The organism is Chitinolyticbacter albus, from assembly GCF_024437655.1.
In the GTDB taxonomy this organism is placed as follows: domain Bacteria; phylum Pseudomonadota; class Gammaproteobacteria; order Burkholderiales; family Chitinibacteraceae; genus Chitinolyticbacter; species Chitinolyticbacter albus.
In genome coordinates, this window is record NZ_JANBVF010000006.1 from 167,549 (window position 1) to 194,256 (window position 26,708).

33 protein-coding genes are annotated in these 26,708 nt (G+C 65.1%); 17 read left to right on the plus strand and 16 right to left on the minus strand.

Annotated elements, in window-relative coordinates; translation table 11 throughout:
* Positions 1-5 precede the first annotated feature (5 nt).
* Positions 6-2,024, plus strand: a complete 2,019-nt coding sequence (locus tag NLI84_RS05380; protein ID WP_255988706.1) for an AsmA family protein — start codon at positions 6-8, stop codon at positions 2,022-2,024.
* A 6-nt stretch (positions 2,025-2,030) separates the two neighbouring features.
* On the opposite strand, the gene NLI84_RS05385 is transcribed toward NLI84_RS05380, so the two are convergent.
* Complete coding sequence (locus NLI84_RS05385; protein WP_255988708.1) at positions 2,031-2,951, minus strand: YihY/virulence factor BrkB family protein; 921 nt, start codon at positions 2,949-2,951, stop codon at positions 2,031-2,033.
* A 193-nt stretch (positions 2,952-3,144) separates the two neighbouring features.
* Here NLI84_RS05385 and NLI84_RS05390 point away from each other — a divergent pair, with 193 nt between their 5' ends.
* Genes NLI84_RS05390 through NLI84_RS05400 form a run of 3 tightly spaced genes read left to right on the plus strand, consistent with a single transcriptional unit; the run spans position 3,145 to position 3,996 of the window.
* On the plus strand, positions 3,145-3,324 hold the full coding sequence (locus NLI84_RS05390; RefSeq protein ID WP_255988709.1) for a hypothetical protein: 180 nt from the start codon (positions 3,145-3,147) through the stop codon (positions 3,322-3,324).
* Between the two features lie 29 nt (positions 3,325-3,353).
* Entirely contained in the window at positions 3,354-3,794 is a 441-nt protein-coding gene (locus NLI84_RS05395) for a BON domain-containing protein (protein ID WP_255988710.1), read from the plus strand.
* 10 nt (positions 3,795-3,804) lie between these two features.
* The gene (locus tag NLI84_RS05400; protein WP_255988712.1) at positions 3,805-3,996 is read left to right on the plus strand and encodes a hypothetical protein; all 192 of its coding nucleotides are present in this window, start codon (positions 3,805-3,807) and stop codon (positions 3,994-3,996) included.
* A 19-nt stretch (positions 3,997-4,015) separates the two neighbouring features.
* On the opposite strand, the gene NLI84_RS05405 is transcribed toward NLI84_RS05400, so the two are convergent.
* The 4 genes from NLI84_RS05405 to NLI84_RS05420 form a co-directional block, all read right to left on the minus strand.
* Positions 4,016-5,653, minus strand: coding sequence for a PAS domain-containing sensor histidine kinase (locus NLI84_RS05405; protein WP_255988714.1), 1,638 nt, complete (start codon positions 5,651-5,653; stop codon positions 4,016-4,018).
* A 14-nt stretch (positions 5,654-5,667) separates the two neighbouring features.
* Positions 5,668-6,093, minus strand: a complete 426-nt coding sequence (locus NLI84_RS05410) for a response regulator (RefSeq protein WP_255988715.1) — start codon at positions 6,091-6,093, stop codon at positions 5,668-5,670.
* Between the two features lie 79 nt (positions 6,094-6,172).
* Complete coding sequence (locus NLI84_RS05415; protein ID WP_255988716.1) at positions 6,173-6,811, minus strand: response regulator; 639 nt, start codon at positions 6,809-6,811, stop codon at positions 6,173-6,175.
* 20 nt (positions 6,812-6,831) lie between these two features.
* Positions 6,832-7,377, minus strand: a complete 546-nt coding sequence (locus NLI84_RS05420; protein ID WP_255988717.1) for a ferritin-like domain-containing protein — start codon at positions 7,375-7,377, stop codon at positions 6,832-6,834.
* A 161-nt stretch (positions 7,378-7,538) separates the two neighbouring features.
* Here NLI84_RS05420 and NLI84_RS05425 point away from each other — a divergent pair, with 161 nt between their 5' ends.
* Complete coding sequence (locus tag NLI84_RS05425) at positions 7,539-8,975, plus strand: CHASE3 domain-containing protein (RefSeq protein ID WP_255988718.1); 1,437 nt, start codon at positions 7,539-7,541, stop codon at positions 8,973-8,975.
* Here NLI84_RS05425 and NLI84_RS05430 read toward each other — a convergent pair.
* The 4 genes from NLI84_RS05430 to NLI84_RS05445 all read right to left on the minus strand — a co-directional run bounded on the left by NLI84_RS05430 (position 8,972) and on the right by NLI84_RS05445 (position 10,696).
* Positions 8,972-9,511: a hypothetical protein gene (locus NLI84_RS05430; RefSeq protein WP_255988720.1), complete on the minus strand. Its 540-nt coding sequence runs from the start codon at positions 9,509-9,511 to the stop codon at positions 8,972-8,974. The two genes, NLI84_RS05425 and NLI84_RS05430, sit on opposite strands and share 4 nt — an antisense overlap.
* A gap of 56 nt (positions 9,512-9,567) precedes the next feature.
* A complete protein-coding gene (locus tag NLI84_RS05435) occupies positions 9,568-9,702 on the minus strand; it encodes an entericidin A/B family lipoprotein (protein ID WP_255988722.1) in 135 nt (44 codons plus the stop codon).
* 180 nt (positions 9,703-9,882) lie between these two features.
* Positions 9,883-10,410: a hypothetical protein gene (locus tag NLI84_RS05440; protein WP_255988723.1), complete on the minus strand. Its 528-nt coding sequence runs from the start codon at positions 10,408-10,410 to the stop codon at positions 9,883-9,885.
* A gap of 73 nt (positions 10,411-10,483) precedes the next feature.
* Positions 10,484-10,696: a CsbD family protein gene (locus NLI84_RS05445; protein WP_255988725.1), complete on the minus strand. Its 213-nt coding sequence runs from the start codon at positions 10,694-10,696 to the stop codon at positions 10,484-10,486.
* Positions 10,697-10,893: 197 nt separating this feature from the next.
* Here NLI84_RS05445 and NLI84_RS05450 point away from each other — a divergent pair, with 197 nt between their 5' ends.
* From NLI84_RS05450 to NLI84_RS05465, 4 genes are all read left to right on the plus strand, one after another.
* Positions 10,894-11,274, plus strand: a complete 381-nt coding sequence (locus tag NLI84_RS05450; protein ID WP_255988726.1) for a Rid family detoxifying hydrolase — start codon at positions 10,894-10,896, stop codon at positions 11,272-11,274.
* Between the two features lie 115 nt (positions 11,275-11,389).
* Positions 11,390-11,941, plus strand: a complete 552-nt coding sequence (locus NLI84_RS05455) for a 2OG-Fe(II) oxygenase (protein WP_255988728.1) — start codon at positions 11,390-11,392, stop codon at positions 11,939-11,941.
* A gap of 200 nt (positions 11,942-12,141) precedes the next feature.
* Positions 12,142-12,756: a LysE family translocator gene (locus NLI84_RS05460; RefSeq protein WP_255988729.1), complete on the plus strand. Its 615-nt coding sequence runs from the start codon at positions 12,142-12,144 to the stop codon at positions 12,754-12,756.
* Positions 12,757-12,968: 212 nt separating this feature from the next.
* Positions 12,969-14,495, plus strand: a complete 1,527-nt coding sequence (locus NLI84_RS05465; RefSeq protein WP_255988735.1) for a sensor domain-containing diguanylate cyclase — start codon at positions 12,969-12,971, stop codon at positions 14,493-14,495.
* Positions 14,496-14,514: 19 nt separating this feature from the next.
* Here the strand turns inward: NLI84_RS05465 and panC are convergent, their stop codons facing one another.
* The 6 genes from panC to pcnB all read right to left on the minus strand — a co-directional run bounded on the left by panC (position 14,515) and on the right by pcnB (position 19,247).
* A complete protein-coding gene (gene panC / locus NLI84_RS05470) occupies positions 14,515-15,354 on the minus strand; it encodes a pantoate--beta-alanine ligase (protein WP_255988737.1) in 840 nt (279 codons plus the stop codon).
* Between the two features lie 8 nt (positions 15,355-15,362).
* A complete protein-coding gene (locus NLI84_RS05475) occupies positions 15,363-15,950 on the minus strand; it encodes a transglutaminase-like domain-containing protein (protein ID WP_255988869.1) in 588 nt (195 codons plus the stop codon).
* Complete coding sequence (locus tag NLI84_RS05480) at positions 15,950-16,561, minus strand: HD domain-containing protein (RefSeq protein ID WP_255988739.1); 612 nt, start codon at positions 16,559-16,561, stop codon at positions 15,950-15,952. The genes NLI84_RS05475 and NLI84_RS05480 overlap by 1 nt, the downstream gene beginning before the upstream one ends.
* Positions 16,561-17,352 (minus strand): 3-methyl-2-oxobutanoate hydroxymethyltransferase, encoded by a 792-nt coding sequence (panB, locus tag NLI84_RS05485; RefSeq protein WP_255988741.1) that lies wholly within the window; start codon positions 17,350-17,352, stop codon positions 16,561-16,563. The genes NLI84_RS05480 and panB overlap by 1 nt, the downstream gene beginning before the upstream one ends.
* A 67-nt stretch (positions 17,353-17,419) precedes the next feature.
* On the minus strand, positions 17,420-17,926 hold the full coding sequence (gene folK / locus NLI84_RS05490; RefSeq protein ID WP_308445819.1) for a 2-amino-4-hydroxy-6-hydroxymethyldihydropteridine diphosphokinase: 507 nt from the start codon (positions 17,924-17,926) through the stop codon (positions 17,420-17,422).
* Entirely contained in the window at positions 17,913-19,247 is a 1,335-nt protein-coding gene (gene pcnB / locus NLI84_RS05495; protein ID WP_284699831.1) for a polynucleotide adenylyltransferase PcnB, read from the minus strand. The genes folK and pcnB overlap by 14 nt, the downstream gene beginning before the upstream one ends.
* 381 nt (positions 19,248-19,628) lie before the next feature.
* Here pcnB and NLI84_RS05500 point away from each other — a divergent pair, with 381 nt between their 5' ends.
* The 8 genes from NLI84_RS05500 (at position 19,629) to NLI84_RS05535 (ending at position 25,571) form a co-directional block, all read left to right on the plus strand.
* On the plus strand, positions 19,629-20,474 hold the full coding sequence (locus NLI84_RS05500) for a PhzF family phenazine biosynthesis protein (protein ID WP_255988747.1): 846 nt from the start codon (positions 19,629-19,631) through the stop codon (positions 20,472-20,474).
* A 95-nt stretch (positions 20,475-20,569) separates the two neighbouring features.
* The gene (locus NLI84_RS05505; RefSeq protein WP_255988748.1) at positions 20,570-21,706 is read left to right on the plus strand and encodes a D-alanyl-D-alanine carboxypeptidase family protein; all 1,137 of its coding nucleotides are present in this window, start codon (positions 20,570-20,572) and stop codon (positions 21,704-21,706) included.
* Between the two features lie 180 nt (positions 21,707-21,886).
* A complete protein-coding gene (locus tag NLI84_RS05510) occupies positions 21,887-22,132 on the plus strand; it encodes a DUF1272 domain-containing protein (RefSeq protein WP_255988749.1) in 246 nt (81 codons plus the stop codon).
* 5 nt (positions 22,133-22,137) lie between these two features.
* Positions 22,138-23,007 carry an aminotransferase class IV gene (locus tag NLI84_RS05515; RefSeq protein ID WP_255988751.1) on the plus strand — a complete coding sequence of 290 codons (870 nt, stop codon included), beginning with the start codon at positions 22,138-22,140 and terminating at the stop codon, positions 23,005-23,007.
* Complete coding sequence (locus NLI84_RS05520) at positions 23,004-23,324, plus strand: DUF493 domain-containing protein (protein ID WP_255988752.1); 321 nt, start codon at positions 23,004-23,006, stop codon at positions 23,322-23,324. Before NLI84_RS05515 ends, NLI84_RS05520 begins: the two co-directional genes overlap by 4 nt.
* Before the next feature lie 39 nt (positions 23,325-23,363).
* Positions 23,364-24,020, plus strand: a complete 657-nt coding sequence (gene lipB, locus NLI84_RS05525) for a lipoyl(octanoyl) transferase LipB (RefSeq protein WP_255988872.1) — start codon at positions 23,364-23,366, stop codon at positions 24,018-24,020.
* A gap of 37 nt (positions 24,021-24,057) precedes the next feature.
* Positions 24,058-25,029 (plus strand): lipoyl synthase, encoded by a 972-nt coding sequence (gene lipA / locus NLI84_RS05530; RefSeq protein ID WP_255988753.1) that lies wholly within the window; start codon positions 24,058-24,060, stop codon positions 25,027-25,029.
* 86 nt (positions 25,030-25,115) lie between these two features.
* Entirely contained in the window at positions 25,116-25,571 is a 456-nt protein-coding gene (locus NLI84_RS05535; RefSeq protein WP_255988755.1) for an acyl-CoA thioesterase, read from the plus strand.
* Here NLI84_RS05535 and NLI84_RS05540 read toward each other — a convergent pair.
* Positions 25,568-26,707: an MraY family glycosyltransferase gene (locus tag NLI84_RS05540; RefSeq protein ID WP_255988756.1), complete on the minus strand. Its 1,140-nt coding sequence runs from the start codon at positions 26,705-26,707 to the stop codon at positions 25,568-25,570. The genes NLI84_RS05535 and NLI84_RS05540 overlap by 4 nt on opposite strands.
* Position 26,708: the final 1 nt, after the last annotated feature.

A 26,708-nucleotide genomic window follows, 5' to 3' on the forward strand; every position in this document is an offset into this window, starting at 1 on the left:
CACCCATGCGCCGCCCCAGCACCCGCCACGCTCGCTTCGCCCTCGGGCTGATCGTGATGGCGTGCATGGTGGCGGCCGTCGTGCTGTTCGAGTGGAACATGCTGCGCGGCCCGATAGCCAGCCGCATCAGCGCGGCCACAGGGCGAGACTTCGCAATACGCGGTGATCTCACCGTACGCTGGGGGCGCCAGCCGACCATCACCGCCCGCGACATCATCTTGAGCAATGCCAGCTGGAGTACCGAGCACCCCATGGTCGCGGTGCGCTCGGTTTCGGTGCGACTCGATCCGTGGCCGCTGTTCTCGCGCCGCGTGGTATTGCCGCTGATCGACGTCGATGCACCACGACTGCTGCTGGAACGTAGCCCGCGTGGAGAGGGCAATTGGCAAGGCCTGCTGCCGGCCAGAAGCGATTCGGCCTGGGTAGTGGCGCCGGGCGCCATCCGCGTGAATGACGGCAAACTGCGCTGGCTGGATCGCCTGCAAGGCAGCGACGTGGTGGTGCAGTTGCAATCGAGCGGGATGGATGCACGCAGCAGCAGCCTGCTCATCCGCGCTGCAGGCCACTATCAGCGCCTGCCGCTGGCACTCGATGGCCATGTCGGTTCGCCCGAGCGATTGCAGCGCGCGCTGGCGGATCAACGGCAAACCTATCCCGTGATGGCGCGCGGGCGCATCGGCGCCACCCGGGTCTATGCCGACGGCACGGTACGCGGCCTGACACGGCTGGAGGGGCTGGACACGCGGTTCTCGCTCTCGGGCGCGAGCCTGGCCGAGCTCTACCCGCTGATCGGCGTGCCGCTGCCCGCCAGCCCGCGCTACGCCGTAAAGGGCCGGCTGCAACATGCCGGCGCGGTGTGGAACCTGACCCGCATCATCGGCCGCGTGGGTCAGAGCGATATCGCCGGCGACTTCCATGTCGATCGCGGGCGTCAGCCGCGGCAGTTCATTCGCGCCCATCTCACGTCGCAACGGCTGGACTTCGCCGATCTCTCGGGTTTTCTCGGCGCGCGCGAGCCGCAGAGCGGCAAGGTCCGCGAAGTGCCAGGCAGCAAGGTGCTGCCGCAGGCGCACCTCAGCGTGGAAAAACTCAGCGTCGCCGATGCCGACGTGACGCTGCGTGGTCGCAGCATCCTGACCGGCAAGCTGCCGCTCGACGATTTCTCCGCCCACCTGCTGCTGAAGAACGGCGTGCTCACGCTCGATCCACTCGATTTCGGCATGGCCGGGGGCGATCTCAAGGCCCGCTTGCAGCTGGATAGCCGCGCGACGCCGATCCGTACCAACCTGCAACTCGAAGCCAGCCGCCTGTCATTGCGCCGGCTCGCCCCCAAGCTCGCACTCAATGAGAAAGCCAGCGCCGGCCTCATCGGCGGGCGGGCGCAGCTGGCGATGCGCGGGGATTCTGTCGCCCAGATGGCCGCGTCGGCCGATGGCGAAGTGGCCATGCTGATGCGCGGCGGCAAGACCAGCAAACTCTTGATGCGGCTGGCGAACCTTGACCTCGCCTACAGCACGGCCATCCTGCTGTTCGGCGATGAACAGATCGATATCCGTTGCGCCGTCGCAGGTTTTACCGGGCGCGATGGACGCTTTGACGCCAACACGCTGGTGCTCGATACCGAGAAACAGCTGATCGACGGCCAGGGCTGGATCGATCTCAAGGCGGAGCGGCTATTGCTGCAGCTGAAGGCCCGGCCCAAGGATGTCAGCCTCGTCGCGTTACGCGGCCCCATCCTCGTCGACGGGCCGCTCGGCCAGCCTCGCGTGCGCGCCAGTCTGGCCCAGCCCACCGGACGGGTAGCGGTAGCAGCGGCGCTCGCCACCGTTGCGCCTTGGCTGGCCTTGCTGCCGCTGGTGGAGCTGGGCGGCGCCGATGACGCGCCTTGCGCGGCGCTGCTCGCCCACCCGCAGACCAGGTCGGCGCAAAAGGGCGCCACCCCACCGGTGAAGCCCACACCGCAGGGGCAGCCACAGCGCCACCTTCAGGACGAGCGCAATCGCTATCCGGGCAGCACGCGCTGAAAGTGGTCAGCCGGTGGCGCACGCGCGTTCCAGTGCCGCCCGATCGCGGCGACGTGCACGCTCCGCCGCGCGCAACAGCGTGACTTGGCGTGCCAGCTCGGCGCCGAACAAAAAGATCTGCGTCGCGTAGAAAATCCACACCAGCACCAACACCAGCGCACCGGCCGCGCCGTAGGCCGAGCCGACGGCCGTGGTGCTCAGATACCACGTTAGCAGGCTCTTGCCGCCCATATAGAGTGCCGTGGTGATCGCCGCGCTAAGCCAGACGTCGCGCCACGCAATCTGCTGATCGGGCAAGAGCTTGTAGATCGCGGCGAACAGCAGCGTGACCACAATGCTGGTGATGGTGGTGCTGACGATATCGAGCACCCAGAGCAGATCGCCGAACCAGGCGGCGTAGCGGCTCTCCAGCAGGGCAAGCGCGGTGGACAGCAGCAGCGACACCAAGAGCAGGAAGCCCGCGCTGACGACGATGCTGAACGACAGCAGGCGTGCCCGCGCTTGCTGGAAGATGCTGCCATGGCGGTGCCTGCGCTGGCCCCAGATCACGTCGAGGCTGCTCTTGAGTTCGTTGAACACGGTGGTCGCCGCGAACACGCTGGTCAGCACGGCCAGCAGCGCCTGCCAGCTGGCGCGCGGCGCGAACGCCGTGCTGTCGATCACGGCGGACACGGCGCTGGCCGCGTTGGGCCCCATCAGCGCGGCGATCTCGGCCAGCAGCTCGACGCGCGCCGTGTTCTCGCCATAGAAGTAGCCGGCGATGCTGATGGCGATGATCAAGACCGGGCCCATCGAGAACAGCGTGTAGAACGCGATCGCGGCGCCCATCGAGGCCCCCCGGTGCTCGCTCCACGATGTCACCGTGGCGACAAGCAGCCGGTAGAGCAACCGCGACTGATGCAGCAAGCGCCAAAACGCGTCACGCATGGGCCGATCCTCCTCCGTGCCGATCAGGCGCCACTGTAGGCCCAGACCGACATGAACCAACTGGTAATACTGACGCAAGCTTAGGACACACTCCGCCTTCGTCGCGCACGGCGCCTCGATAAGCTGGCTCCATGTAGCGCTGGTCTGGCCGGACTACGCTCCCGGACTACCCCTGAACAGGACTGGAGGCGCCATGCAAGCCCCGATCTGGAACAACGACGAGCTCGAACAACTGGAAGAAACGCTGGACCGGCAGCTGCGCCGCAAGCGCCGCGAACACGACCGCGTGCGCGACGAGGAACGGCCGGAGGTGCTGCGGCACCCACCACGCTACGCAGGGCGTCAGGCGCTGCGTGAACAAGCCCGTTTCTGACCCCGTTTTCAATAGCTGGAGTACCCAAGATGCAAGCCACTCGTACCCTCGCCTTGATCGCAACCCCGCTCTTGCTCGCTGGCATGCTCACCGCCTGCGGCCGTGAAGATGCGCCCGCCGCCAACGACAGCACCCTCAGCGGTACCGAAGCCAGCACGCCTGGCAACCTTGCCGAGGCCTCCACCATGGCGCACGACGCGATGGACAGCGCCGCCAGCGCCACGGCGAGCGGGACCCGCGCAGTGGCCGATGCCGTCGACAACGCCGGGCTCACCACCAAGGTGAAGGCCGCGCTGGCCGATCAGGTCAGCCTGAAAACGCTGGCGATCGATGTCGACAGCGACAATGGCGCCGTCACGCTCACCGGCGACGTTGAAAGCGAAGCGCAACGCACGCAGGCCGAAACCGCGGTGCGCACCGTCGAAGGCGTCACCTCGGTGAACAACCGCCTCACCGTCAAGAAGAGCTGAGGGCCAGGACATGACGCGCAAACAAACCACCACCTGGGCGCTGCTCGCGGGGCTCGGCATCGCGGCGCTCTACTGCGCACGCAATCGGCGCGATGCCTGCCGCCGGCGCGACGACGCCGAAGCGCCGCACGAACCCTACCACCGCTGGGAAGGGGAAGGCGGCAATGCCAGGCCCGGATCCGGCCCCGGCCAGCCCGGGTAAGGGCCTGCCCGGGCCAGACTCAGTCCTCGTCCGGCATGCTGGGGCGCGCCACGCGCGCCAACGGCACCCGGGCCAGCACGGTGCAGCCATGGCCTGAGCGACTGCGCAGCGAGAGCTCGCCACCGAAGGCGAGCGCGCGTTGCTCCATGCCGATCAGGCCATGATGGCCGACCGGGCGCGCACGAACGTCGTCCGGCTCGCATCCCCGACCGTTGTCCTTGATCGACATCTCCAGCCACTCGTCCCTGCTCCGCAACGCGACAGTCACCGTGCTCGCTTTGGCATGCTTGCTTGCGTTGTGCAGCGCCTCCTGCGCGATCCGGTACAGCGCCAGCGCCGCCTCGTCGTTCAGCCGCGGCAGATCGGGTTCAACATCGAGCACGCAGCGCCATTGCTGACGGGTGGCATGCTCGTCGAGCAGCAGTTGCAACGCTTCGTAGAGCCCCAGGTGCAGCAGCGCGGATGGACGCAGATCCTCGATCAGCCTGCGCTTGAGCAGGATGCCCTCGTCGAGCACGGACATCGTACGCATCAGTTTGTCATGCAACGCCCCCTTCTCGGGCAGCTGGCGCCGCACCCACGACAGATCGAGCTTGATCGCGGTGAGCAAGGAGCCCAGCTCGTCATGCAGCTCGCGCGCCAGCCGGCTGCGTTCGTCCTCGCTGATGCGTTGCAGGTAGCCGGCAAGCTCGGAGAGCTTGGCTGTGCGCTCCCCCACCAGCGCTTCCAGCCGCTCCTGGTAGCGCAGCAGCTCGGCCTCGGCCCGGTGCTGCACGGTGATGTCCTGGCCGACGATGAAGATCCCCGAAACGTGGCCATCGGCCTCGATCACCGGCTGGCACACCAGATTGACCACCACCTTGCTCGGCGGCACGCCGGGTTCCCGTTGCAATTCCGCGCTCAGGGCGCGGCCGACATAGGGCTCGCTGGTGCGCAGTACCCGCGCCAGCAGGTCGCCGAATCCGCGCTCCGCCACTTCGGGCAGGGCGGCGCAAAATGGTCGACCGAGCAAGGTGCGTGGCCCCACCAGTTCCATCAATGCATCGTTGACCAGTTCGATCACCTGTTCCTCGCCGCGCAATACCGCGAGGAAGCCCGGCGCCTGGGCAAACAGCCGGCGCAGATGCTGGGATTCGGCATCGAGCAGCGCATTGAGCTGCTGCACCTGCTCGGCGCGGCGCCATACGGTGCAGCTCACCCGCGTCTGCTCGTCTTGCATCTGCGGACCACCATCGCCATCGAGCTGCTGGCGCAGCCGCTGCAGCGCGGTGACGTCCTCCGTCTGCTGCAGCAGCGCATAAACCCGGCCTTCGTCGTCGTGGAGCGGCACGTGGGTGCAGCTCCAGTAGCGATCGTCAAAACCGATTGCTTCGCCACCCTCGCCAAGGCGCGGTACCGGATAGTGCAGCAATGGCAGGATGTCGGTGGCGCCCGTGGCGAATACCCGCTCGAACGACAACTGGAGCTGGTGCAGCGGCGCGTCCTCCAGCGCATCGTCCGCCAGCGGAAAAGCGTCGAACACATGACGCCCCACCAACGTGGCGCGTTCGCGCCCGGTCACGGCAAGATAAGCGGCGTTCACTTCACGGATGACATAGCCGGCATCCATCACCATCAGCGGCGATGGCGACAGCCGGAACAGGGCGCGATAGTCCATGGCAACGGCCGTCGTCAGTGGGCCGTGTGCAGCTTGGCGGCCTCGGTTTCGATGGTGCCAATGGCTTCCTCGAAATGCATCGATTTGTCGTAGAAATAATCGACGCCGAGCGCGCGCGCGCGCTGCTCGTAGACTGGATAAGCGTGGTTGGTGAGCACCACGCGCACCGGCGGCGGAGTCTGGCGAGCCTGGTCGCGCAGAAAGTGCAGCACGTCGAACCCGGTACCCTCGCGCAGCTCCAGATCGATGACCAGTAGATCGAAATGCGTGCTCTTGAGCCAGGCTATGGCCTCGTCGGCAGTGGCCGCCGTCGCGGCGAAACGGATATAGCTGATGCCCGACAGGGCATCCTTGAGCGCATCCCGGATAACGGGCGAATCCTCGATCAACATGACACAAACTTCCTTGTTGTCGGTCGAAACCTCTTGGTATGTAGTCATGGTCCAGTACTTCATGCAGGGCCGCAGCGAAGCGGACAGGGCGGTATCCCGGGGAGGCCAGATGCAGCAGCCCTGGTCGTCAGCTGATCAATTCATTCTTGATGGCGTAATAGGTGAGATCGGCATTGGTCTTCAGATTCATTTTTTCCAGCACCCGCGCGCGGTAGGTGCTGACGGTCTTGACACTGAGGAACAGCTCTTCGGCGATTTCGGTCGGCGATTTGCCGCTGGCCAGCTTGAAGAACACCTGGAACTCGCGGTCGGACAAGGTCTCATGCAGGCGCTTGCCACTCGGATGCGTGAGCTCGGAGGCCAATAGGTCGGCGAGCTCCATCGACAGGTAACGCCGGCCGGCGCAGATCACCCGGATCGCCTTGATGATCTCGTCCGGATCGGCATCCTTCGATAGATACCCGCGGCTGCCCGAGCGGATCAGGTTGAGCGCGTACTGCTCCTGGGCGAAGCCCGACAGAATCAGCACCGGCAGCGCCGGACGGATGCGCTGCAGATCGTGCAGCGTATCGACCCCGTTCTTGTCCGGCATCGAGATATCGAGCACGGTGATGTCGTACTCGTTGTTGCGCACGAGCTGGATCGCTTCAATGCCCGAGGCCGCTTCGCCCGCGACCATGAGGTCATCCTCCAGTTCGATCAGCGTACGCAAGCCGGAGCGCACGATCTTGTGATCGTCGACCAGCAGTACGCGTTTTTTCATCATGTTCCGCTCCATGTACCTGCTCAGCGTATGGTGGGAGCGCTCGTGGCCAGCCAGTCGGCCAGCTCGTCCGCGTGTTGCTCTTCGGTGGCGAGGATATCCTCCAACAGCCGTCGCGTCGTCGGATCCTTGTCACCCAGATAGCGGATCATCTCGCGATAGCTGTCGATGGCAATGCGTTCGGCAACCAGGTTTTCGCGGATCATCGCCTGCAAGTTGTCGGGCTGCACGAAATCGGCGTGACTGCGCGCAACCAGCGTATCGGGCGAGAAATCCGGCATGCCGCCCAGTTGCACGATGCGCTTGGCGAGCTGCGCGGCGTGCGCCGCCTCTTCGTCGGCGTGCACGGCGAACTCGGCTGCCACCGGCTCGCTGTTGAGCCCGGTCGCGCAATAGTGATGGCTGCGATAGCGCAGCGAACACACGATCTCGGTGGCGAGCGCGTCGTTCAGCATGTGGATGACCTCGCTTATGCTGCCGCCATAGGTGGCGGTTCTGGCGCCATCCGCCACGCGCTGTCGGGCCTGCTGGCGTATGGTATCGATGTCGAGGTGAAAGCCGCCGTTCATGACCGATCTCCAAGGGGCACAGCACTCGCCCATGCCACGGCGCTGTGTTATACAAGTTTGACCGGCTTGCCAGTCGTTTCAATCCTGTTCCCACTGTAGGCCCTGGCTTCCCCTGGCTAAAGGGGGGGCAGGCTGAAGCCCTTGTAGGAATTTGCCGACACGTGCGTCATCTCCGTCATCACCTCACCGCGCTCAGGAACTGGGCGGACCAAGTCGGCTGGCCGCTCGCGCTGGCACTGGCCGGCTGCGTCGCGGCGGCGCTGTTCGCGCTTCTGATCAATATTCTCTGGCTCAGTCGCAGCGAAGCACAGTTGCAACGGGTGATCGATGCCCGCGATCGTATCGAACTCTTGCGCGAGGTCGATCACGCGGTGGCGCGCGCCGAAAGCGCGCAACGCGGTTTCCTGATCCAAGGCGATGCGCGCTATCTCGCGCCCTACCAGGATCGCGTCACCCGCCTGCGTGACGTCCTGGCCCGCTTGCAGCAATCGATCGCGCGACACGAGGAAAGCGAAGCCCGGCTTGGCGACCCGGTGCGCCGGCTGGCAGTGACCGTCGGCGAAAAACTCTCGGAGATGGACGTCACCATCAATCTCGCTCGCGATGGCAATCTCGCCCAGGCACACGACGTGCTCAATACCAGGGTGGGGCTGCAAAAGGGCATCAAGATTTCCAGCAGCATCGACGCGCTGATCCACTTCGAGCAGCAGAACCTGATCGAGCAGCGCAAAGCGCGCGTCATGTTGCTCAATGTGCTGCGACTATCGCTGCTGGCAACGACGGCGCTGGTGCTGCTGTGCGTGATCCTCATGCTGCGCCGTGTGCTACGCGATACGGCGCAAAACCGGCGCGAGCAGCAGCAACTGCTGCAGCACCAGTCCGAGCTCGATAGCCTGGTCAAGCAGCGCACCAGTGAAATGGAGCAACTCGCGCTCGACTACCAGCTCGACGTCGAGCGCGAGCGCTACCGGCTGGCTCGCGAACTGCACGACGAGCTGGGTGCCGTGCTCACCGCGACCAAGATCGACCTCTACTGGGTGCAACGGCAGGTCCAGGATCAGCATCCGGCCATCGCCGACAAGCTCGCCAAGACCCAACGCAACCTGGACCACGGCATCCAGTTCAAGCGCCAGCTCGTGCTCGACCTGCACCCTTCGCTGTTGTCGACCTTCGGCCTGATCGCCGCGACCCGCACGCTGGCGGAGGATGCGGCCGCGCGCGGCAACTGGGCGCTGACGCTCAACCTGCCGGACGAGAACAACAACGATATCAACGAGGTACAGGGGCTGATCGTCTATCGCGTGGTGCAGGAGACGCTGAACAATGCGGTGAAATACTCGCACGCCACCGAGCTGTCGCTCAGCCTGCTCGTCGATACGGACTATCTCAAGCTGGAAATCGCCGACAACGGCGTCGGCATGGATCTCAACCGCCTGCCGGAAGGCACATACGGCATCAGCGGCATGCACCGCAGGGTCACCGCCATTGGCGGCAAGATCACCATCGCCAGCGCGCCGGGCGACGGCGTATTCCTCTGCGCATTGATCCCGCGCACGCTGCAAGCCGAGCACCAGGCCGAGCGGCGCCTGTTCGGCTAGAGGCCACCAAGCACGCCCAGGTGCATGCGCGCCTGGACGCACGACGCGCGTGTGGCGGCATCCTCGCCAGCGCAGCGCTTGAGTGCCAGGCGATACGCCTCATCCTGCAGCAGCGTTTCATAGGACACGAAAACCCGCGGATCTGCGGCGATCTGCGTGCGCTCGACATCGCGCTGCGTCCGTGCCGCCGCGCCACAGGCCGACCCTAGCCGCCAGCGCTGGCAGCGGTAGAGCGCCAGCTGATACCCGGCATCGACCTTGCTCAACGCAGCCTGCAATCGCGCCTCGGCGGTCCCTGCCACCTCGGCAGCCATATCCGCCAGTGCAATACGCTTGTCCAGCAGCGCCTCGGCGCGGCAATCGGCCAGGTCACTCGCGCGCTGGCACTCTGCCAGCTGTGCCCGGTAATTGCGCTCGATCGCGGAGTCCGCGCCGGTTCTATCCTGGCCACCACCGCCGGCAGCGGCCGGTTGCAGTCCGGCAAGCAACAACAGATGCAGCAAGGTGGTACAGCAAGCGCTGGTCGTTCTGTTCATCGTGGTGGCTCCCTGGCGCCGGAATGGCTCAGCACGCCATTCCGGCATCCGGATGACTACTTGGCCTCCTCTGCGGCGTCCTGGACTTTTTCCCCGCCCTTCTCGATATCCTTGCCCACGCCATGGACGGTGTTGCAGGCGGTGAGCAGGGTGAAGGCGGCCAGGCTGATAAGGGCTATGAGGCGTTTCATGATGAGTCTCCGACTGGTAGGCATCCGGACCCGTGCCGGATATGCGCATAAGCACTTTGCCGCCCCAGCAGACATGCCACCATCCTAAAGAAGCCCATATTCGCGTCAGAAAGAGCTGACACTGCTGCGCGGCACAAAGCAAAACACCGGCCGTGGCCGGTGTTTCTGGGCTAAGCACGATTACTGGGCGTAGCGGCGCTTGGCCTCATTGACGCAGGTGGTCTGGGCATCGCCCGCCAGGTCATCGCAACGCTCCTTGGCGACCTTGTAGTCCGCCTCGCGCTTTTCCTTGGCCGCTTCGTCGAGCGCACTGCCGCCCTCCTTGCGCGCCTCGATTTCGGCCAGCGTCTTGTCGCGTTCGGCCTTGGCCTTTTCCTGACACACATCCTTCTTGTTGCCGGCGAGGTCATCGCAACGCTCGTTGGCGACCGCGTAGTTGGCCTTGGCTCTGACCTTGGCCGATTCGAGACGCGCGGCATCGGTGTTCTTGCGGCTCGCGTCGATTTCGGCAAGGCCGATATCCCGATCCGCCTTCGCTTGCTGCTCGCAAACATCCTCGGCATTGCCTGACAAACCGTCGCAGCGCTTGGCGCTGGCATCGTACCGGTCTTTCACCGCACGTTCCTGCACGTCGTAGCTATCGGCGGTGGCGGTGCCGAATACGGCAAGCAGGCTGGCACACATCAGGGTCTTGAGGGTCTTGTTCATGGCGTTTCTCCTCGGGGGTTTCGGCGTCGCCCAGGCCGGGCCCGGGCGACGGAGCGCATGGGATGGAGAGCGATCAATGCCACTTGCAGTCGGTGCGACGCTCAAATTCCTTGATCTGCTTTTCGGTTTCTTCCTTGCTGGTGCCGTAGGCTTCCTGGATCTGGCCAGCCAGCTGTTCGCGACGGCCCTCGATCTTGTCGAGTTGATCGTCGGTCAGCTTGCCCCACTGTTCGCGGACCTTACCCTTGAACTGCTTCCAGTTGCCTTCGACTTGATCGCGATTCATGGCTTTACTCCTAGGTTGCAGGCCGGATTGACCTTGGAGTCCATGTTAGGGACTTCGCGTTGTCGCCTATGTCAGCGCGCTCCGGCTCCCACCGACGGACAGCGCCGTCGTCCTGCGTCGGCAGCGTCCTACAGCAGCGTTCAAGCCCGCCAGGCTTTACAATCACAGCGATTCAAACGCCCATACTGGAGAGCGCCATGAGCAAATCCATCATCCACAGCGACCACGCCCCCGCCGCCGTCGGCACCTATTCGCAGGCCGTGAAGGTCGGCGATACCGTCTATCTCTCAGGCCAGATCGGGCTCGATCCGGTGAACAACGCACTGGTCGATGGCTTCGAAGCGCAGGCGCACCAGGTGTTCCGCAACCTGCGCGCGGTGTGCCAGGCCGCCGGCGGCGATCTGTCCGACATCGTGAAACTGGGCGTGTTCGTGGTCGATCTGGCCAATTTCGCCAAGCTCAACGAGATCATGGGCGAATACTTCAGCCAGCCCTTCCCGGCCCGCGCCGCTGTGCAGGCCGCCGCGCTACCCAAGGGCGCGCTGGTCGAGGCCGATGCGGTGATGGTGCTGGGCTAGGCGCGGTTGACGCCTGATTCGTTTTTCGTCTCCCCGACAAGTCGTCGAGGCGTGAGGAAAAGCGTTTACTCCGAGCCCCATTGCAGCGCCAACCCGTATCAAAGAGAGCCACACCATGCGCAAACTGCAGATGGCAGCCATCGGCGTGTACACCATCCCGGGTTTTCTGTCGGCATCGGAATGCCGCGATTTGATTGCGCACGCAGAAACCACAGGGTTCGAGGGCGCAAAGATCTCGCGTAACGGGAGCGCGATCATCGATGAACGGATCCGCAACAACGACCGCGTCATCGAAGACAACGCTGACCTGGCGGCGATGCTGTGGGAGCGGGCCGCACCATGCATGCCCGAGCACATGCTTGGCCGCAAGCTCGTAGGGTTGAATCCAAGATTCCGCTACTACCGCTACGTGCCCGGCCAACGATTCAAATGGCATATGGATGGCGCCTATGATGACGGCCGGGGTACGCGCAGCATCCTCACGTTCATGATTTATTTGAACGGGGGGTACGAGGGCGGGGAAACCAAATTCCGCTTCACCGCCATTACGCCACTGGAGGGGCTCGCGCTGATCTTTGATCACGAGCAGATTCACGAAGGGGGAGAAATCATCTCCGGAGCGAAGTATGTGCTTCGCACGGACGTCCTCTCTCAGGATGCAATGTGATCGAAGCGAAGGTGCCGGCTAACTGGTTAGCCAACGCGAATGCCTGGCAATGAGGCAAAACCACCGACCGCGTAAACAAACCATCAAGCGTCAACAAACCTCTAACACGTACTGCACTGCCCGTGCCGCTCAGCCACTGTGACGGGACGTCGTACGGCAGAAGGTGCATGCTGGGCTGCTGATTTTCCAGGACGCCCGCCATGCGCCTCGATCTCTGGCTTGCCTTCGTCGCCGCGACGCTGCTCATTTCCGGTACCCCCGGCCCCAATATGCTGTTGATGCTGTCGCACGGCGTGCGCTACGGCCTGCGCGCGACCTTGGCCACCATGGCCGGCGCGCTGCTGGGGCTCTTGGTACTGATCGGTCTCTCAGCGCTCGGGGTCGGCGCCATCCTCGCCGCCTCGGTCACGCTGTTCACCGCGCTCAAGCTCGTCGGCGCGGCCTATCTCATCTATCTGGGCGTGCAAGCTTGGCGCGCCGGTGAGTCGCTGCATCTGCCGCGCGCCGCAGCCGACAGCGCCCGTGCCCGCTTTCGCACCGGCCTCGCCGTGGCGTTGTCCAACCCCAAGGCCATTCTGTTCGCGGCGGCCTTCCTGCCGCAATTCATCGATGCGCGGCTGCCGCAAGGCCCGCAATGGGCAGTGCTGCTGGCAAGCTTCTTCGTGATCGAGGTGAGCTGGCAGGCCGTCTATGCGTGGGGCGGCGGCCGGCTGGCTGGCTGGCTGGCGGCGCCGGGACGCGTACGCGCCTTCAATCGCGGCTGCGGCGCCACCTTCTTCGCGGCGGGCGGTCTATTAGCCGCTGCGCGGCATTGACGGCACCAGACCTGCGCTGACAGCCCCCCTGGTGCACGCATCGACACCATGAGGGTACGGCCTAGCCGGACGCGTTGGGCGGGCCACCCGGGCGGCGACGCGGGTTCATCGAGCGCACGCGCAACCCATCGTCTGCCTCAAGGCGAACCTCGCCACAGCGCGACGCAGCGCAAGCGCGTATGCTGCCAACACAACACCGCACCCGGCTTGTAATGCGCTTGCTACGCTACAAATATTCCTACTTCGCCGCCCTGTTGCTCTGGTTGATCATCGCCGCCGCCGTACTCGCCGTGTACTTCAGCCTCACGCTCGACGCCACGCGCCAGCGTCATCACGCCCTGCACCAGCAACTGCAGGACAAGCTGTGGTATCAGTTTGTCGGCGCCGAAACCGCGCTGGAAACCTTCGCCGCTTTTCAGAGCAACCCGCGCAGCCGCACGCTGGCGGTCGACCGCGCCTACGCGCGCAGGCTGCTCGCGCGCTACCCGCATCTGGACAGCCTGCAGCTGATCCGGCGCGTGCCCGCCAGCGAAGCCACGCGCTTCACCCGGGCCATGCGCGAACTGGGCGAGCCGCGTTTTCGCATCCATGCCGCTGATCTCGCCGGCGAGGCCCAGCCACTGCCAAGACGCGCCGACTACCATCCCATCGTATTCATCGAGCCGATGCCCCCCGGGGCGGAACAGCAACTCGGCCTCGATATCGACGTGGCCCCGCTCTTCGCGCCCCCCACCGTGGCCAATGTGGCCGATGCGCGCATCGCGGCCTTCCCCTTCCAGCTCGCCGATGGCTTACCCGGCTATGCCTTGCTCCGGCCCGCGGCCAGTTGGGCTATCGAGGGCGCCGACAAGCGCCCCGCGCTGTTCGTCGGCGTCGCCGTGCGCATCGCGGCCTTGGCACCGGACGCCAGCCTGCTGCCACGCGGCGTCTCGGCGCGGTCCTGGCGCGCAAACGACCGTGGCGCGCGGCTGTTCGATCTCGTCGCCGCTCCGGTCAGCGCCTTCGAGGCCCGCTGGTTCCCGCAATTGCAACTGACCACGCCGATCGCCAGCGACACCCAGCCCTATGTGCTGCAGACCCGCTGGCAGTTGGGCTGGCGCGCGTTCGAGACATCGCTGCTCGGCACCTTGCTCGTCACGCTGGGCCTGCTGCTCGCCGCGCTGCTGGGTGTCGTGCGACTGGTGCGCGCGAGGCAGGATGCCAAGCTGCGTGCCGCGGAGCAACTGGCGCACCTGGCCACGCACGACGGGCTGACCGGCCTTGCCAACCGCCGCGTGCTCGATGACGCACTCGACGCGAGCCTGGCCAGCAACACGCCCTGCACGCTGGTGTTCCTTGATCTAGATCGCTTCAAACCGATCAATGACGAGCATGGCCACGATGCGGGCGACCATGTGCTCACGACCATCGCCAATCGGCTGGCACTGTGCGTGCGTGCCGACGATACGCTGGCGCGCTGGGGCGGCGATGAGTTCGCGCTGTTGTTGCCAGGCGAAATGAACGCCGCGCGCGAGCGCGAGCTATTGCGCCGGCTGACCCAGGCGCTGATGGAGCCGATCAGCTGGCAGCATCGCTGCCTGACCCTGGGCGCGAGCTTGGGCGTTGCCCACTATCCGCAGGACGGCGCCACTGCGAAGCAAGTGTTGCAGGCCGCGGATGCACGCATGTACCAGCACAAGGCACTGCGCCGCGCCAACCCCATGGCGCCCCCGCCGCCGCCGGAACTGGCGCGCGGCTAGGTTTTGCCCGGCCATCGTCTCAGTAGCGGAATTCGACGTTGTCGATCAGCCGCGTGTGCCCAAGGCGGGCGGCGATCAGGATCACCAGGTGGTGATCGGTGTGGGTGGCAGGCTTGAGCGTATCGGCATTGCGCGTCTCCACATAGTCGACCTCGTTCCAGCCACGGATGCGCAGATCCATCACCACCTCCGCCGCCAGCCTGGCATAGTCGCGCTCGCCCGCTTCGATCGCCTGCTTCATGCGTGACAGATGCCAATAGAGACGCGGCGCCTCCTTGCGCTCCTCGGCGCTGAGGTAGCCGTTGCGGCTCGACAGCGCCAGGCCATCGTCGGCGCGGCCGGTATCCACCGGCACGATCTCAATCGGCATGTTGAGATCCGCCACCATGCTCTGGATCACGAAGAGCTGCTGAAAATCCTTCTTGCCGAAGCAGGCGACATCCGGCTGCACGATGTTGAAGAGCTTGGTCACGACGGTGGCCACGCCGCGGAAATGCCCCGGGCGGAAGGCGCCGCACAGCTCGTCCTGGATGGCGGGCGGCTCGACCTTGTACTGCTGGATCACATGCGGATACAGCTCCTTCTCGTCCGGCGCGAACACGACAGCGTTGTCGCATTCGGCGGCGATCAGCGCGGCGTCGTTGTCCAGCGTACGCGGATAGCGATCGAAATCCTCGCCCTGACCAAACTGCAGGCGGTTGACGAACAGGCTGACGACCAAGGCGTCGCCACGATGTTTGGCTTCGCGCACCAGCGCGATATGGCCGGCGTGCAGGTTGCCCATGGTCGGCACGAAGGCGACGCGGCCGGCGCTCTTGCGCCATTCGCGCAGCTCGGAAATGGTATGGATGATGCGCATTGCGGATCTCAAGCTTGGGGGATGGGGGGCGGCACCAGATCGAACGGCGCCTTGCGGTATTCGCTCACCGCCGAGATCGAGCGCAGGTAGGCGACGAGCTCGGGCAAAGGCTGCGCATGGATGCCGGGGTACAGGCATTCTCCGGCGTGCAGGACCGGATACGCCAGCCGTTCGACACCGGGCGTGAACTGGGCATTTACGCCAGGCCGGGTATTGCCGCGCGGATCGCAGCGATACCAGCCGTGCTCCGGCAACGCGATGGCGACAAGGCCGTGCAGGCAGTGCGGCGGCGTGGGGCCATCGACGGTCAGGCGCTGGTAACACAGGCCGGCGGCAATGCCATTGGCGCGTAGCAGCGCCACCAAGAGATGACTCTTGGCAAAACAGAAGCCGGTGCCGATGGCCAGCGTTTCGCTGGCGCTGACCGGGACTTCCTCGCGGCCGGCGTCGTTGCAGTGGACAATCTCGTCGCGCACCCACTCGAACGCGGCCTGCGCCGACGCTTGCACCGTATCGCGACGCAGTGCCACCGCCAGCGCGGCCACTGCGGGATGGGTGAAATCGAGCACCTCACTGTCTTGCAAATAGGAATGCATCACGCCTCGCTCAGCCAGCCCGCACGGGCGGCGTTGATCAATTCGGCCTCGAGCTCGGCCCACAGCACCGGGAACACCGGCGCGATACGCTGCCGGTTGAGCGTCAGCACCTGCGACAGCTTCACCCCGTTCTCGCGCCAGCTGCGGCCGGCTTGCGCCAGGTTGAGCAGGATGGGCATCAGCCGATCGACCGCCTTGGCATAGCGCGCCTCGGCCGTCGTGCCCGCTTCCATCTCGTGCCACAGCGCCAGCAGCGTCTCGCCCTGCGCCCCTGGCAGCAGGCCGAACAAGCGGGAGGCGGCGCGGATTTCGCCGGCCTCGCGCGCGGCGATGCCGGCGGTGTCGTAGACATTGACGTCGCCCACTTCGACTTCGGGCACATCATGGATCAGCAGCATGCGGATCACGGTGTCGATATCGACGGGCCTTGGGGCCTCGTCCCGCAGCGTCAGCGCCAGGAGCGCCACCTGCCAGCTGTGCTCGGCCACGTTTTCCAGCCGGTCCATGCCGACCGGCCGGCTCTTGCGGGTGACGCCCTTGAGGCCATCCGTTTCCAGGATGAAGCGGCGCACCGCGCCGAACTGGCTCGCCAAGGCCAGCGTGTCGCTCATCAGAAACTATGCTCGTCGGCCGGGAAGGAGCCAGCCTTCACCGCCTTCACATACGCTTCGACCGCAGCCTGGATGCTCGACGCGCCCTGCATGAAGTTCTTCACGAAGCGCGCCTTCTTGCCGGGGAACACACCGATTGCGTCGTACAGCACCAGCACCTGGCCGTCGCAATCGGCGCCGGCGCCTATGCCTATGGTCGGCACCGCCAGCGACGCGGTCACCGTGCGCGCCACGCTGGCAGGCACCATTTCCATCAGGATCAACGCGGCGCCGGCCGCCTGCAGCGCCAGCGCGTCGCGCTTGAGTACCTCGGCCTCGGTCTCGGTCTTGCCTTGCACCTTGTAGCCACCGTAGGCGTTGACCGACTGCGGCTGAAAACCAATGTGCTGGCAAACGGGAATGCCGCGCTGCGTGAGGAAATCCACCGTTTCGGCCATCACCATGCCGCCTTCGAGCTTGACCATCTCGGCGCCGGCCGCCATCAGTCGCGCCGCGTTCTCGAACGCCTGCTGCGGCGATAGCTGGTAGCTGGCAAACGGCATGTCGGCGACCACCAGCGCCTGCTTGGCGCCACGCGCCACGCATTCGGTGTGGTACACCATCTGTTCCATCGTCACCGGCAGCGTGCTGCTGCGGCCCTGGATCACGTTGCCGAGCGAATCGCCGATCAGCAGTACATCGACTCCGGCTTCGTCGAGCAAGGTGGAAAAACTGGCGTCGTAACAGGTCAGCATCGCGATCTTCTGACCGTCCTGCTTCATCTTGGCAAGCGTGGAGAGTGTGGTTTTCATGGCGAGTCCCAGTCTGGGCAGCAATGCTGCGCTGCAAGATGAGTTTAGCCGAGGCGGCCAGCCGCGGTTATAGGGGAAACAGCAATTGGTCCGCCACGCCGGACAGCAGCCGGGCTGCCACGCCATGGCCGGGGATCACGGCATCGGGCGCGATTTCGGCCAGCGGCACCAACACGAAGGCGCGCTCATGCATGCGAGGGTGCGGCAAGATGAGGTCGGGGCTCCTGACGATCAGGTCGTCGTAGAGCAGCAGGTCAAGATCCAGCGTGCGCGGCGCGTTCTTGAAGGTGCGCATGCGCCCCAGCAGCGCCTCGATCGCGAACAGCGACTCCATCAGCGCATCGGGCGAGAGCCGGGTTTCGAGCTCGGCCACCGCGTTGACGAAATCGGGCTGATCGGCAAACCCCACGGGGGACGATGAATACAGGCGCGAGTGCTTGACCAGCCAGCTTTGCGGCAGCAGCGCCAGCAATTCGAGCGCACGCTGCACCTGGACGCCAGGGCGACCCAGATTGGCACCGAGCGCGATAAAGGCACGCGCCATCGTCAGACCCGATCGCTCATTCGGCGTCACCCGCGGCATCCGCCGCACGTGGCTTGCGGCGGCGCTTGCGCGGCTTCTTGTCGCTTTTGGCCGGGTTGGCCACGCGCGCGATCATCGCCAGCCGGCTGTCGCCGTCGACCATCTGGAACTGCGTCCACCATTCGGCGAGCTCGGCCTCGACCAGGCCACATTCGGCGCGCAGCAGCAGGAAATCGTAACCGGCGCGAAAGCGTGGCTGCTCCATGAGGCGGAACGGGCGCTGGCCGATACGCTGCTCGAAGCGCGGCTGCAGCATCCAGATTTCCTTCATCGCCGTGCCATAGCGTTTGGGAATCGCCAGGCGCTTCTCCACCTTGTCCTCGACCTCGTTCATCGCGTCGACCAGCGCCGGAACCGGGTATTCGCTGGCGGCGGTCTTCTTCTGCCACAACGCTTCAACCTCGTGCCAGAGCAGGGCGGCAAAGAGAAAGCCCGCGGAAACCGGTTTGTCCTCGGCGATGCGGGTATCGGTGTTGGCGAGCGCCTTCTGCAAGAAGGCCTTGGTCGCAGGCTCCGACAACAGTTTGTCGAGCAGCGGGAACAGCGGCTTGTGCAGGCCGTGCTCACGCAATGTCATCAGGCAATCCCACGCCTTGCCCGAGAACAGCAGCTTCATCATCTCGTCAAAGAGTCGCGCCGACGGGATGTTCTCCAGCAAGGGCGCCAACTCGGGGATGGGCTTGCGGGTCAGTGGGGTGATGGTCAGCCCCAGCTTGGCCGAGAGTCGCACCGCGCGCAGCATGCGCACCGGGTCTTCGCGATAGCGCAGGCTGGGGTCACCGATCATGGCAAGCTTACGCCCGGTGAGGTCATCGACACCGTGGTGGAAATCGAGGATCTCTTCGCGGCTGGGGTCGTAATAGAGCGCGTTGACGGTGAAATCGCGGCGTGCGGCGTCTTCCTCGATATTGCCGTAAACATTGTCGCGCAGGATGCGGCCAGTGGCATCGGTCGGGGCATCCGAGGCGCCACGGAAGGTGGTGACCTCGATGATTTCTTCCTCGCCATGCTCCCAGAACGGCACATGCACGATGCGAAAGCGCCGGCCGATGATGCGTGCACGGTGGAACACGTGCTTCACCTGCTCGGGCGTGGCATTGGTCGCGACATCGAAATCCTTGGGATGCTTGCCCAGGATCAGGTCGCGCACCGCGCCGCCGACGACGTAGGCTTCGAAGCCCGCATCCTGCAAGCGATCGCACACCTTGAGCGCGCCATGGTGAATGTGCTCGCGGCGCACGCCGTAATGCTTGGCGTGCAACACCTGGCGACCAGGGCGACGCAGTACCTTGCCGATCAGCTTGCGTATCATCGTGGGAGTAGTGGGAACCGACACTGGAAAACCCGCCATTATACAGGGCACCTAGGCAATCCGATGTCGCCACTCGCATCAGAGCCTGTTTACGATCTTTTCGCTACAGCACATGGGCCAGTGCCGGTGTGTTCCTAGGCGCAAAGCGCCGCGGTTGCAATACCGAACGCCGCTTGCAATCCGCAAGCACCGGCCCAGCTCCGAACCCTAGTCGCCACCAACAAAACCCGGTGCTACGGTGCTGGCAGACACGCGCGGGCGGATGGACACGACGCACAAGCCATGCGCTGTACGGTCGGTTTGGCTGCGCCGCTGTCACTGTCTGCCAGGCGCGCCAAGTGGTGAACTGCAGCCTGGCCATACCCTGCACAGGATAGTTCGATGCGCGCATTCCGCTACCAGATCCTCAATGTGTTCAGCGAAACGCATTTCGCCGGCAACCCGCTCGCTGTCTTTCCCGATGCCGCGGGGCTATCCGACGCCGAAATGCAGCAACTGGCGCAGCAGCTCAACCTGTCCGAGAGCACTTTCGTCACGCCGCACCAGCAAGCAGACGCCGCCGTGCGCATCTTCACGCCCAACTACGAGCTGCCGTTCGCCGGTCACCCGACGCTGGGCACGGCCTGGGTGGTGGCGCAGGGCCGGACAGACGTCACGCTGGCGATGCCGGCCGGAACCATACCGGTGCACGTGGCCGGCGACATCGCCACGCTGACCGCCCAGCCACCGCGTTACCGCGACGCGGCCACCGCGGCCGATATCGCCGCCGCGCTGCATCTGCCGCTGCAATCCGTATCCGGCACACCACGCTGGGTGAATACCGGCACCGAGCAGCTGGTGGTGCCGCTTGCCAGCGCCGAGGCTGTGGCGGCATGCGCGCCCACGGTCGAGCAGTTCGAAGCCATTGCGACCAACGCCGTTGGCGTCGCGCAGATGCTGGTATGGGCACGCGACGGCGACGAGATCACGGCCCGCTTCTTCTGGGTGCAATACGGTGCGATCGGCGAGGATTACGGCACGGGTTCGGCCGGCGCCAACCTCGCCGGCTGGCTGCTGGCCGAGCTCACCGCCCTGCCCTATACCTGCACCATGGTGCAAGGGCGTGGCATCGGCCGGTTGGCGCATGTACGCGTCGCCATCGAGGCCGATCGCGCCATCCGTGTCAGCGGCCGGGTGGTGCAGGTGGGAGAAGGGGTGCTGACGCTGCCAGGTCAAGCAACCGCATAGCGCATCCAAACGGGAAAACGGAACTGTTGCGGGTTGGGTGAAGTCACTGGGGTCTTTATACTTCGACCTTTCCCGCCTCCATGTTCCCGCCTGCCATGAAGTTCGCCCCCCTCGTCATCGCCCTCGCCGCCGCCCCGCTGCTCGCCCACGCCTTCACCCCGCAGGTGCCGGAGATCGTCGCCAAGTCCTACTATCTGCTGGACTACCAGAGCGGCGCCGTGCTGGCCGCGGACGACGTCAGCGCGCGCGTCGAGCCGGCATCGCTGACCAAGCTGATGACCGCCTACCTCACCTTCAAGGCGGTAAAGGAAGGCAAGCTCAAGCTCGACCAGCAGCTCACCGTATCGGAAAAGGGCTGGAAGACCGAGGGCTCGCGCATGTTCCTCGATCCCAAGGTACCGGCCAAGGTGGACGACCTGATCAAGGGCATGATCGTGCAAAGCGGCAACGACGCCTGCGTGACGCTGGCCGAGGCGATAGCCGGCAGCGAAGAGGTGTTTGCCCAGTTGATGAACCGCGAGGCCAAGCGCCTGGGCTTGTCCGGCAGCCACTTCACCAACTCCACCGGCCTGCCCGACCCCAACCTCTATACGACGACGGCGGACCTTGCCAAGCTCGCCGCCGCCATCATCCGTGACTTCCCCGAGTTCTACCCGATCTACTCGATGAAGGAGTTCACGTACAACAACATCAAGCAGCCCAATCGCAACCTGCTGCTGCACCGCGATCCCTTCGTCGATGGCCTCAAGACCGGTCACACCGAATCGGCCGGCTACAACCTCGTGGCCTCGACCCATCGCGATGAGCGCCGGCTGATCTCGGTGGTGGTCGGCACCGCCAGCGACCAGGTGCGCGCCGCCGAATCGGCCAAGCTGTTGAACTGGGGCGTGCAGTTCTTCGAAACGCCGCGCCTCTATGAAGCCAAGAAGGCGATCGCCACCGTGCCGGTATGGAAAGGCGCGGCCGACCAGGTAAAGGCCGGCTTCCTCGATAACCGCTATATCACGCTGCCGCGCGGCGACGCCAAGAAACTGAAACTCGACTTCACCAGCAACCAGCCCTTGATCGCGCCGATTCAGCTCGGGCAGCAGATTGGCACGCTCAAGGTCAGCGTCGAGGGCAAGGCCATCGGCAATTACCCGGTGGTGGCACTGGAAAAGGTCGAGCAGGCCGGCATATTCGGCCGCGCCTGGGACAGCATCCGGCTGTGGTTCAAAAAGCTGTTCGGCTGATCCCACCGCGCCTGTGGGCCTGACACTTTGTCGACGCGGCGGCGTGGCGTACCTCACGCACAGTCTCGCCGCTGCTCGCCAGCCTTCGCGCGTCACGCCCCGGTGCTGCATCGAGCAACCTCGGTCACCCATGCCACCGCCGCGGCGCTAAACTGGAAGCCCCTAGCCCAGGAGATGCCCATGCTCGAGATGCGCCCCGGCTGCGAATGCTGCGACCGTGACCTGCCCGCCGACGCGCCCGGCGCGATGATCTGCTCGTTCGAATGCACATTCTGCGTCGATTGCGCCACCGGCGTGCTGTCGGGCATCTGCCCCAACTGTGGCGGCGAGCTGGTGGCGCGCCCACGCCGGCCCAGCGCCAAGCTCGCCAACAACCCGGCATCGACCGCGCGCACTTACAAGCCGACCGGCTGCACCACGCACTGAACGCCATGGACGTCCCCACGCTCACCGCCTACCTGAACGGCCGCTATGCGCCACTCGGCGCACTGCAGGTGTCGGTGCTCGATCGTGGCTTTCTGTTCGGCGACGGCGTCTACGAGATGATCCCGGTCTACGCCCGCCAGCCGTTCCGCTTGGCCGAGCATCTGCGCCGGCTGGATCGCAGCCTCGCCGCGATTGCGCTGGCCAATCCGCATAGCGATGCCGAGTGGACCAATATCGTCGCGCAGCTCGTCGCAGCCCAGCCGTTCGATGACCAGTCTATCTATCTGCAAGTGACGCGCGGCCCGGCCTATCCACGCAGCCACGCTTTTCCCGCCACCGTCACGCCCACCGTATTCGCCTTCGCCGATCCGCTGACGCCGCCTGCGCGCGAAGCGGTCGAGCAAGGCGTCACCGCAGTCTCGATCCCCGACATCCGCTGGGGGCGGTGCGACGTGAAGGCGATCTCGCTGCTGGCCAACGTGCTCGCCAAGCAGGCGGCAGTAGCGGCGGGCGCGGCGGAAACGGTGATGTTCCGCGATGGCTGGCTGACCGAGGGCGCGGCCAGCAACCTCTTCGTGGTGAAAGACGGCGTGATCACCACCCCAGCGCCATCGACCCGCATGCTTACCGGCATCACCTACGACGTGATGATCGAACTCGCCCGGGCGCATGGCCTGCCACTGCAGATCCGTGACGTGAGCGAGGTTGAAGTACGCAATGCCGACGAACTGTGGCTGACGTCGTCTTCCAAGGAAATCCTCGCCATCGTCGCGCTCGACGGCAACCCGGTTGGAAACGGCGTGCCCGGCCCCATTTACCTTACGATGTACACGCACTACCAGGAGGCCGCGCAAGCGCGGCGCAACACCCCATGAGCCTGAAACCCACCCAACCCAACGCCGGCGAGCCCACTGGCGGCAAACTCGAAGACCTGCTGACCTTCCCCGCAGTGATCCCGGTCAAGGCCGTCAGCCTGAAGGGCGCGGACGCAGCCGAATTCGAGGCCACGGTGGTCGCAGTGACCATCGTCCATGTGCCGGGCTTCACCGCGGGCGAATTGGTGACGATACGCGCATCGAGCTCGGGCTCTTACTACTCGGCCACGCTCAGCATCACCTTCGAGAGCGCGGACCAGTTCCGCCTGCTCGACGCCGCGCTGCGCGCGCATCCGCACGTGCAGCTGGTGCTGTAAGGCGTGCTCGTCAAGATCGTGCCGGCCATCCCCGCCGCGTTGCCATGGGCGGGTGGTCATCCAGCCGTCTCCTCCGCTGGTTCGCCCGTCCGCCTGCTCGGTCAGCAACCCTACGAGCCGACCTGGCATGCGATGCAGGCGTTCACCGATGCCCGCAATGCCGATACACCGGACGAGATCTGGCTGCTGGAACACCCGCCCGTGTTCACGCTCGGCCAGGCCGGCAAGCCCGAACATATCCTGCAACGCGGCGACATTCCCATCGTGCAGATCGATCGCGGCGGCCAGGTGACCTACCACGGTCCGGGCCAGTTGATGGCGTATACGCTGCTCGATCTCAAGCGACTCGGCATCGGCGTGCGCGAGCTGGTGCGGCGGCTGGAGAACAGCGTGATCGCGCTGCTTGCCGACTACGACATTCCCGCCTACGGCAAGGTCGATGCGCCCGGCGTCTACGTGCGCGATGCGGTGGGCGAGGAAGCCAAGATCGCTGCGCTCGGCCTGCGGGTGCGCAACGGCTGCTGCTTTCACGGCCTGTGCTTCAACGTAGCGATGGATCTGGCGCCCTACGCCATGATCAATCCCTGCGGCTATCAGGGTCTCAAGGTGGCGCAACTGGCCGACTTCGGCATCACGAGCACACCGGGCGCGATTGCCGGTAAAATGGCCGACAAAATCCTGCAACAAATCAGCTGATTAGCCGCCGACCCGCGCGGCACTGGCCCCCACGCACATGACCGACTCCGTCAAGACCGCCCCGCAATCCACCCTGCAGGGCGTGAAACTGAAGGGCGAAGCCAAGACCGCCCGCATCCCGATCAAGATCGTTCCGCTCGAGGAAAAGCTGAAAAAGCCGTCGTGGATCCGCGTGCAGGCGCCCAGCACCACCAGCCGCTTCTACGAGATCAAGGACATATTGCGCAGCCAGAAGCTGCACACGGTGTGCGAGGAAGCGTCGTGTCCCAATATCGGCGAGTGCTTTGGCAAGGGCACCGCCACTTTCATGATCATGGGCGACATCTGCACCCGCCGTTGCCCGTTCTGCGACGTGGGCCACGGCCGCCCCAACCCGCTCGATACGGACGAGCCCAAGCACCTGGGTGAGACCATCGCCGCGCTGCGGCTGCGCTACGTGGTGATTACCTCGGTCGATCGCGACGATTTGCGCGACGGCGGCGCCCAGCATTTCGTCGACTGCATCAGCCACACCCGTACGCTATCACCCGCGACGCAAATCGAAGTATTGGTGCCCGATTTCCGTGGTCGGCTGGAAGTGGCGCTCGAACTCTTCGGCCAGGCACTGCCGGATGTGATGAACCACAACCTGGAAACTGCGCCGCGCCTCTACAAGCAGGCGCGCCCGGGCTCGGACTACCTGCACTCGCTCAAGCTCCTCAAGGATTTCAAGGCGATGTACCCGGACGTGGCAACCAAGTCCGGCATCATGGTGGGGCTCGGCGAAACCGACGAGGAAGTGGTGCAGGTGATGCACGACATGCGTGCCCACGATATCGACATGATCACCATCGGCCAGTATTTGCAGCCCTCGAACGGCCACCTGCCGGTGCTGCGCTACGTGCACCCGGACCAGTTCAAAGCCTGGGAAACGCTGGCCTACGAACTGGGCTTCAAGCACGCCGCCGTCGGTGCCATGGTGCGCAGTTCCTACCACGCGGACCAGCAGGCGCACGGCGCCGGGCTATAGCCGATTCGACGCGACAGCCGGCCACGTGCCGGCTGTTTTGCGCCGCTGCGATGCACACTGATGTATCCGTTCACGAGCCGACACCGATGTCCGACCTGCCCCGCCACCAGCTCTCGATGACCGTACTGATGATGCCCGAGATGGCCAATTTCTCCGGCAATGTGCATGGCGGTCAACTCCTGAAGCTGCTCGACGAGGCGGCCTACGCCTGCGCCAGCCGCTACGCCGGCGCCTATGTGGTGACGCTGTCGGTCGACCAGGTGCTGTTCAAGCAGCCTATCCATGTCGGCGAGCTCGTCACCTTCCGCGCCAGCGTCAACTACACGGGTCACACCTCGATGGAGATCGGCATCCGGGTGGAGGCCGAGAACATCCGCACCCGCACGGTGCGGCATACCAACAGCTGCTACTTCACCATGGTGGCACTCGGGGACGACGGCAAGCCGACCGCGATACCCCCGCTGGTGCCAGCAGACGACGCTGAAACCGCGCGCTGGCGCGCCGCAGAATCACGCCGTCAGCGCCGGCTCAAGCATGGCTAGTTGCTGGCCTTGGGGCGATGCTGCACCACTTTGCGCGACTTGAGCCGCTTGCGCAGCACCAGCCAGTTCGGTGAACGAAAGCGCACCAGCTGGCGATACAGCAGCACGTACAGCACCACGAACACGGCGAGTGAAATCTGCAGCGCCAGCGGGTTCTTCCAGAACAGCACCGCCGGCACCACGCTGGTCGAGCACAGCAGCCACAGATAGGGCGAGGTCAGCGCATTGCGCGTCGTCTTGTGGCGCGCCTCCGGGCTGCCGACCGCCCAGCGCACCAAGCGCTTGTACACCAGCATATGCAGGTGCACGCCATCGGGCATGCCAGGCGACATGCCGCGCACGAATTTCTTGCGCCAGATCGAGAACAGCGTCTCGAACACCGGGTAGATCACCACCAAGAGCGGAAACCAGGGGGTGACGTGCTCGTGGCGCGCCACCAGCAGCACGGCCATCTCGCCGACCATGAAGCCGATCAGGTAGGCGCCACCATCGCCCAGAAAAATATGGCCACGTGGATAGTTCCAGACGAAGAAGCCAAGGATGGCGCCGATCATGGCGAACGCGGTGCGCCAGATCAGCGGGTCGTGCAGCTGCCAGCCCACGTAGCCGAAGGCGGCAAAGATCATCATCGACACCATGGCAGCAAGGCCGTTGTAGCCGTCGATGATGTTCACCGCGTTGGCAACGCCCGCCACCGCTACCGCGGTGAACAACAGCGCCACCGGCCAGAACGCCACCATCGGATCGAGCATCGGAATGTCGATGCGCTCGATGCCGGCATCGAGCAGCCAGAAGCCCGCCATCGCCGCGATCATGGTCAAGATCAGCCGCGCCAGCGGCGAAACGCGTTTGGTCAGATCCTCGACCAGGCCCCCGAAGAAGGCGGGCAGGCTGACGAGGATCAACAGCCAGAAAGCGTGCCGCTCGATGATGCCCTTGTACGAATACCACGCCGCCACCGCCAACAGACCCAACATGACCGCCACGCCGCCGATGCGCGGCACGGCGTGGACGTGGAATTTCTGCACCCCGCCCAGGTCGTGGTCCGCCGACAGGTCGCCGTGCCAGTGGCTGGTACGGATGATGAACATCGTACCGAGAAAGGACAGCAAAAAACTGATGAACAGGACCTGCATG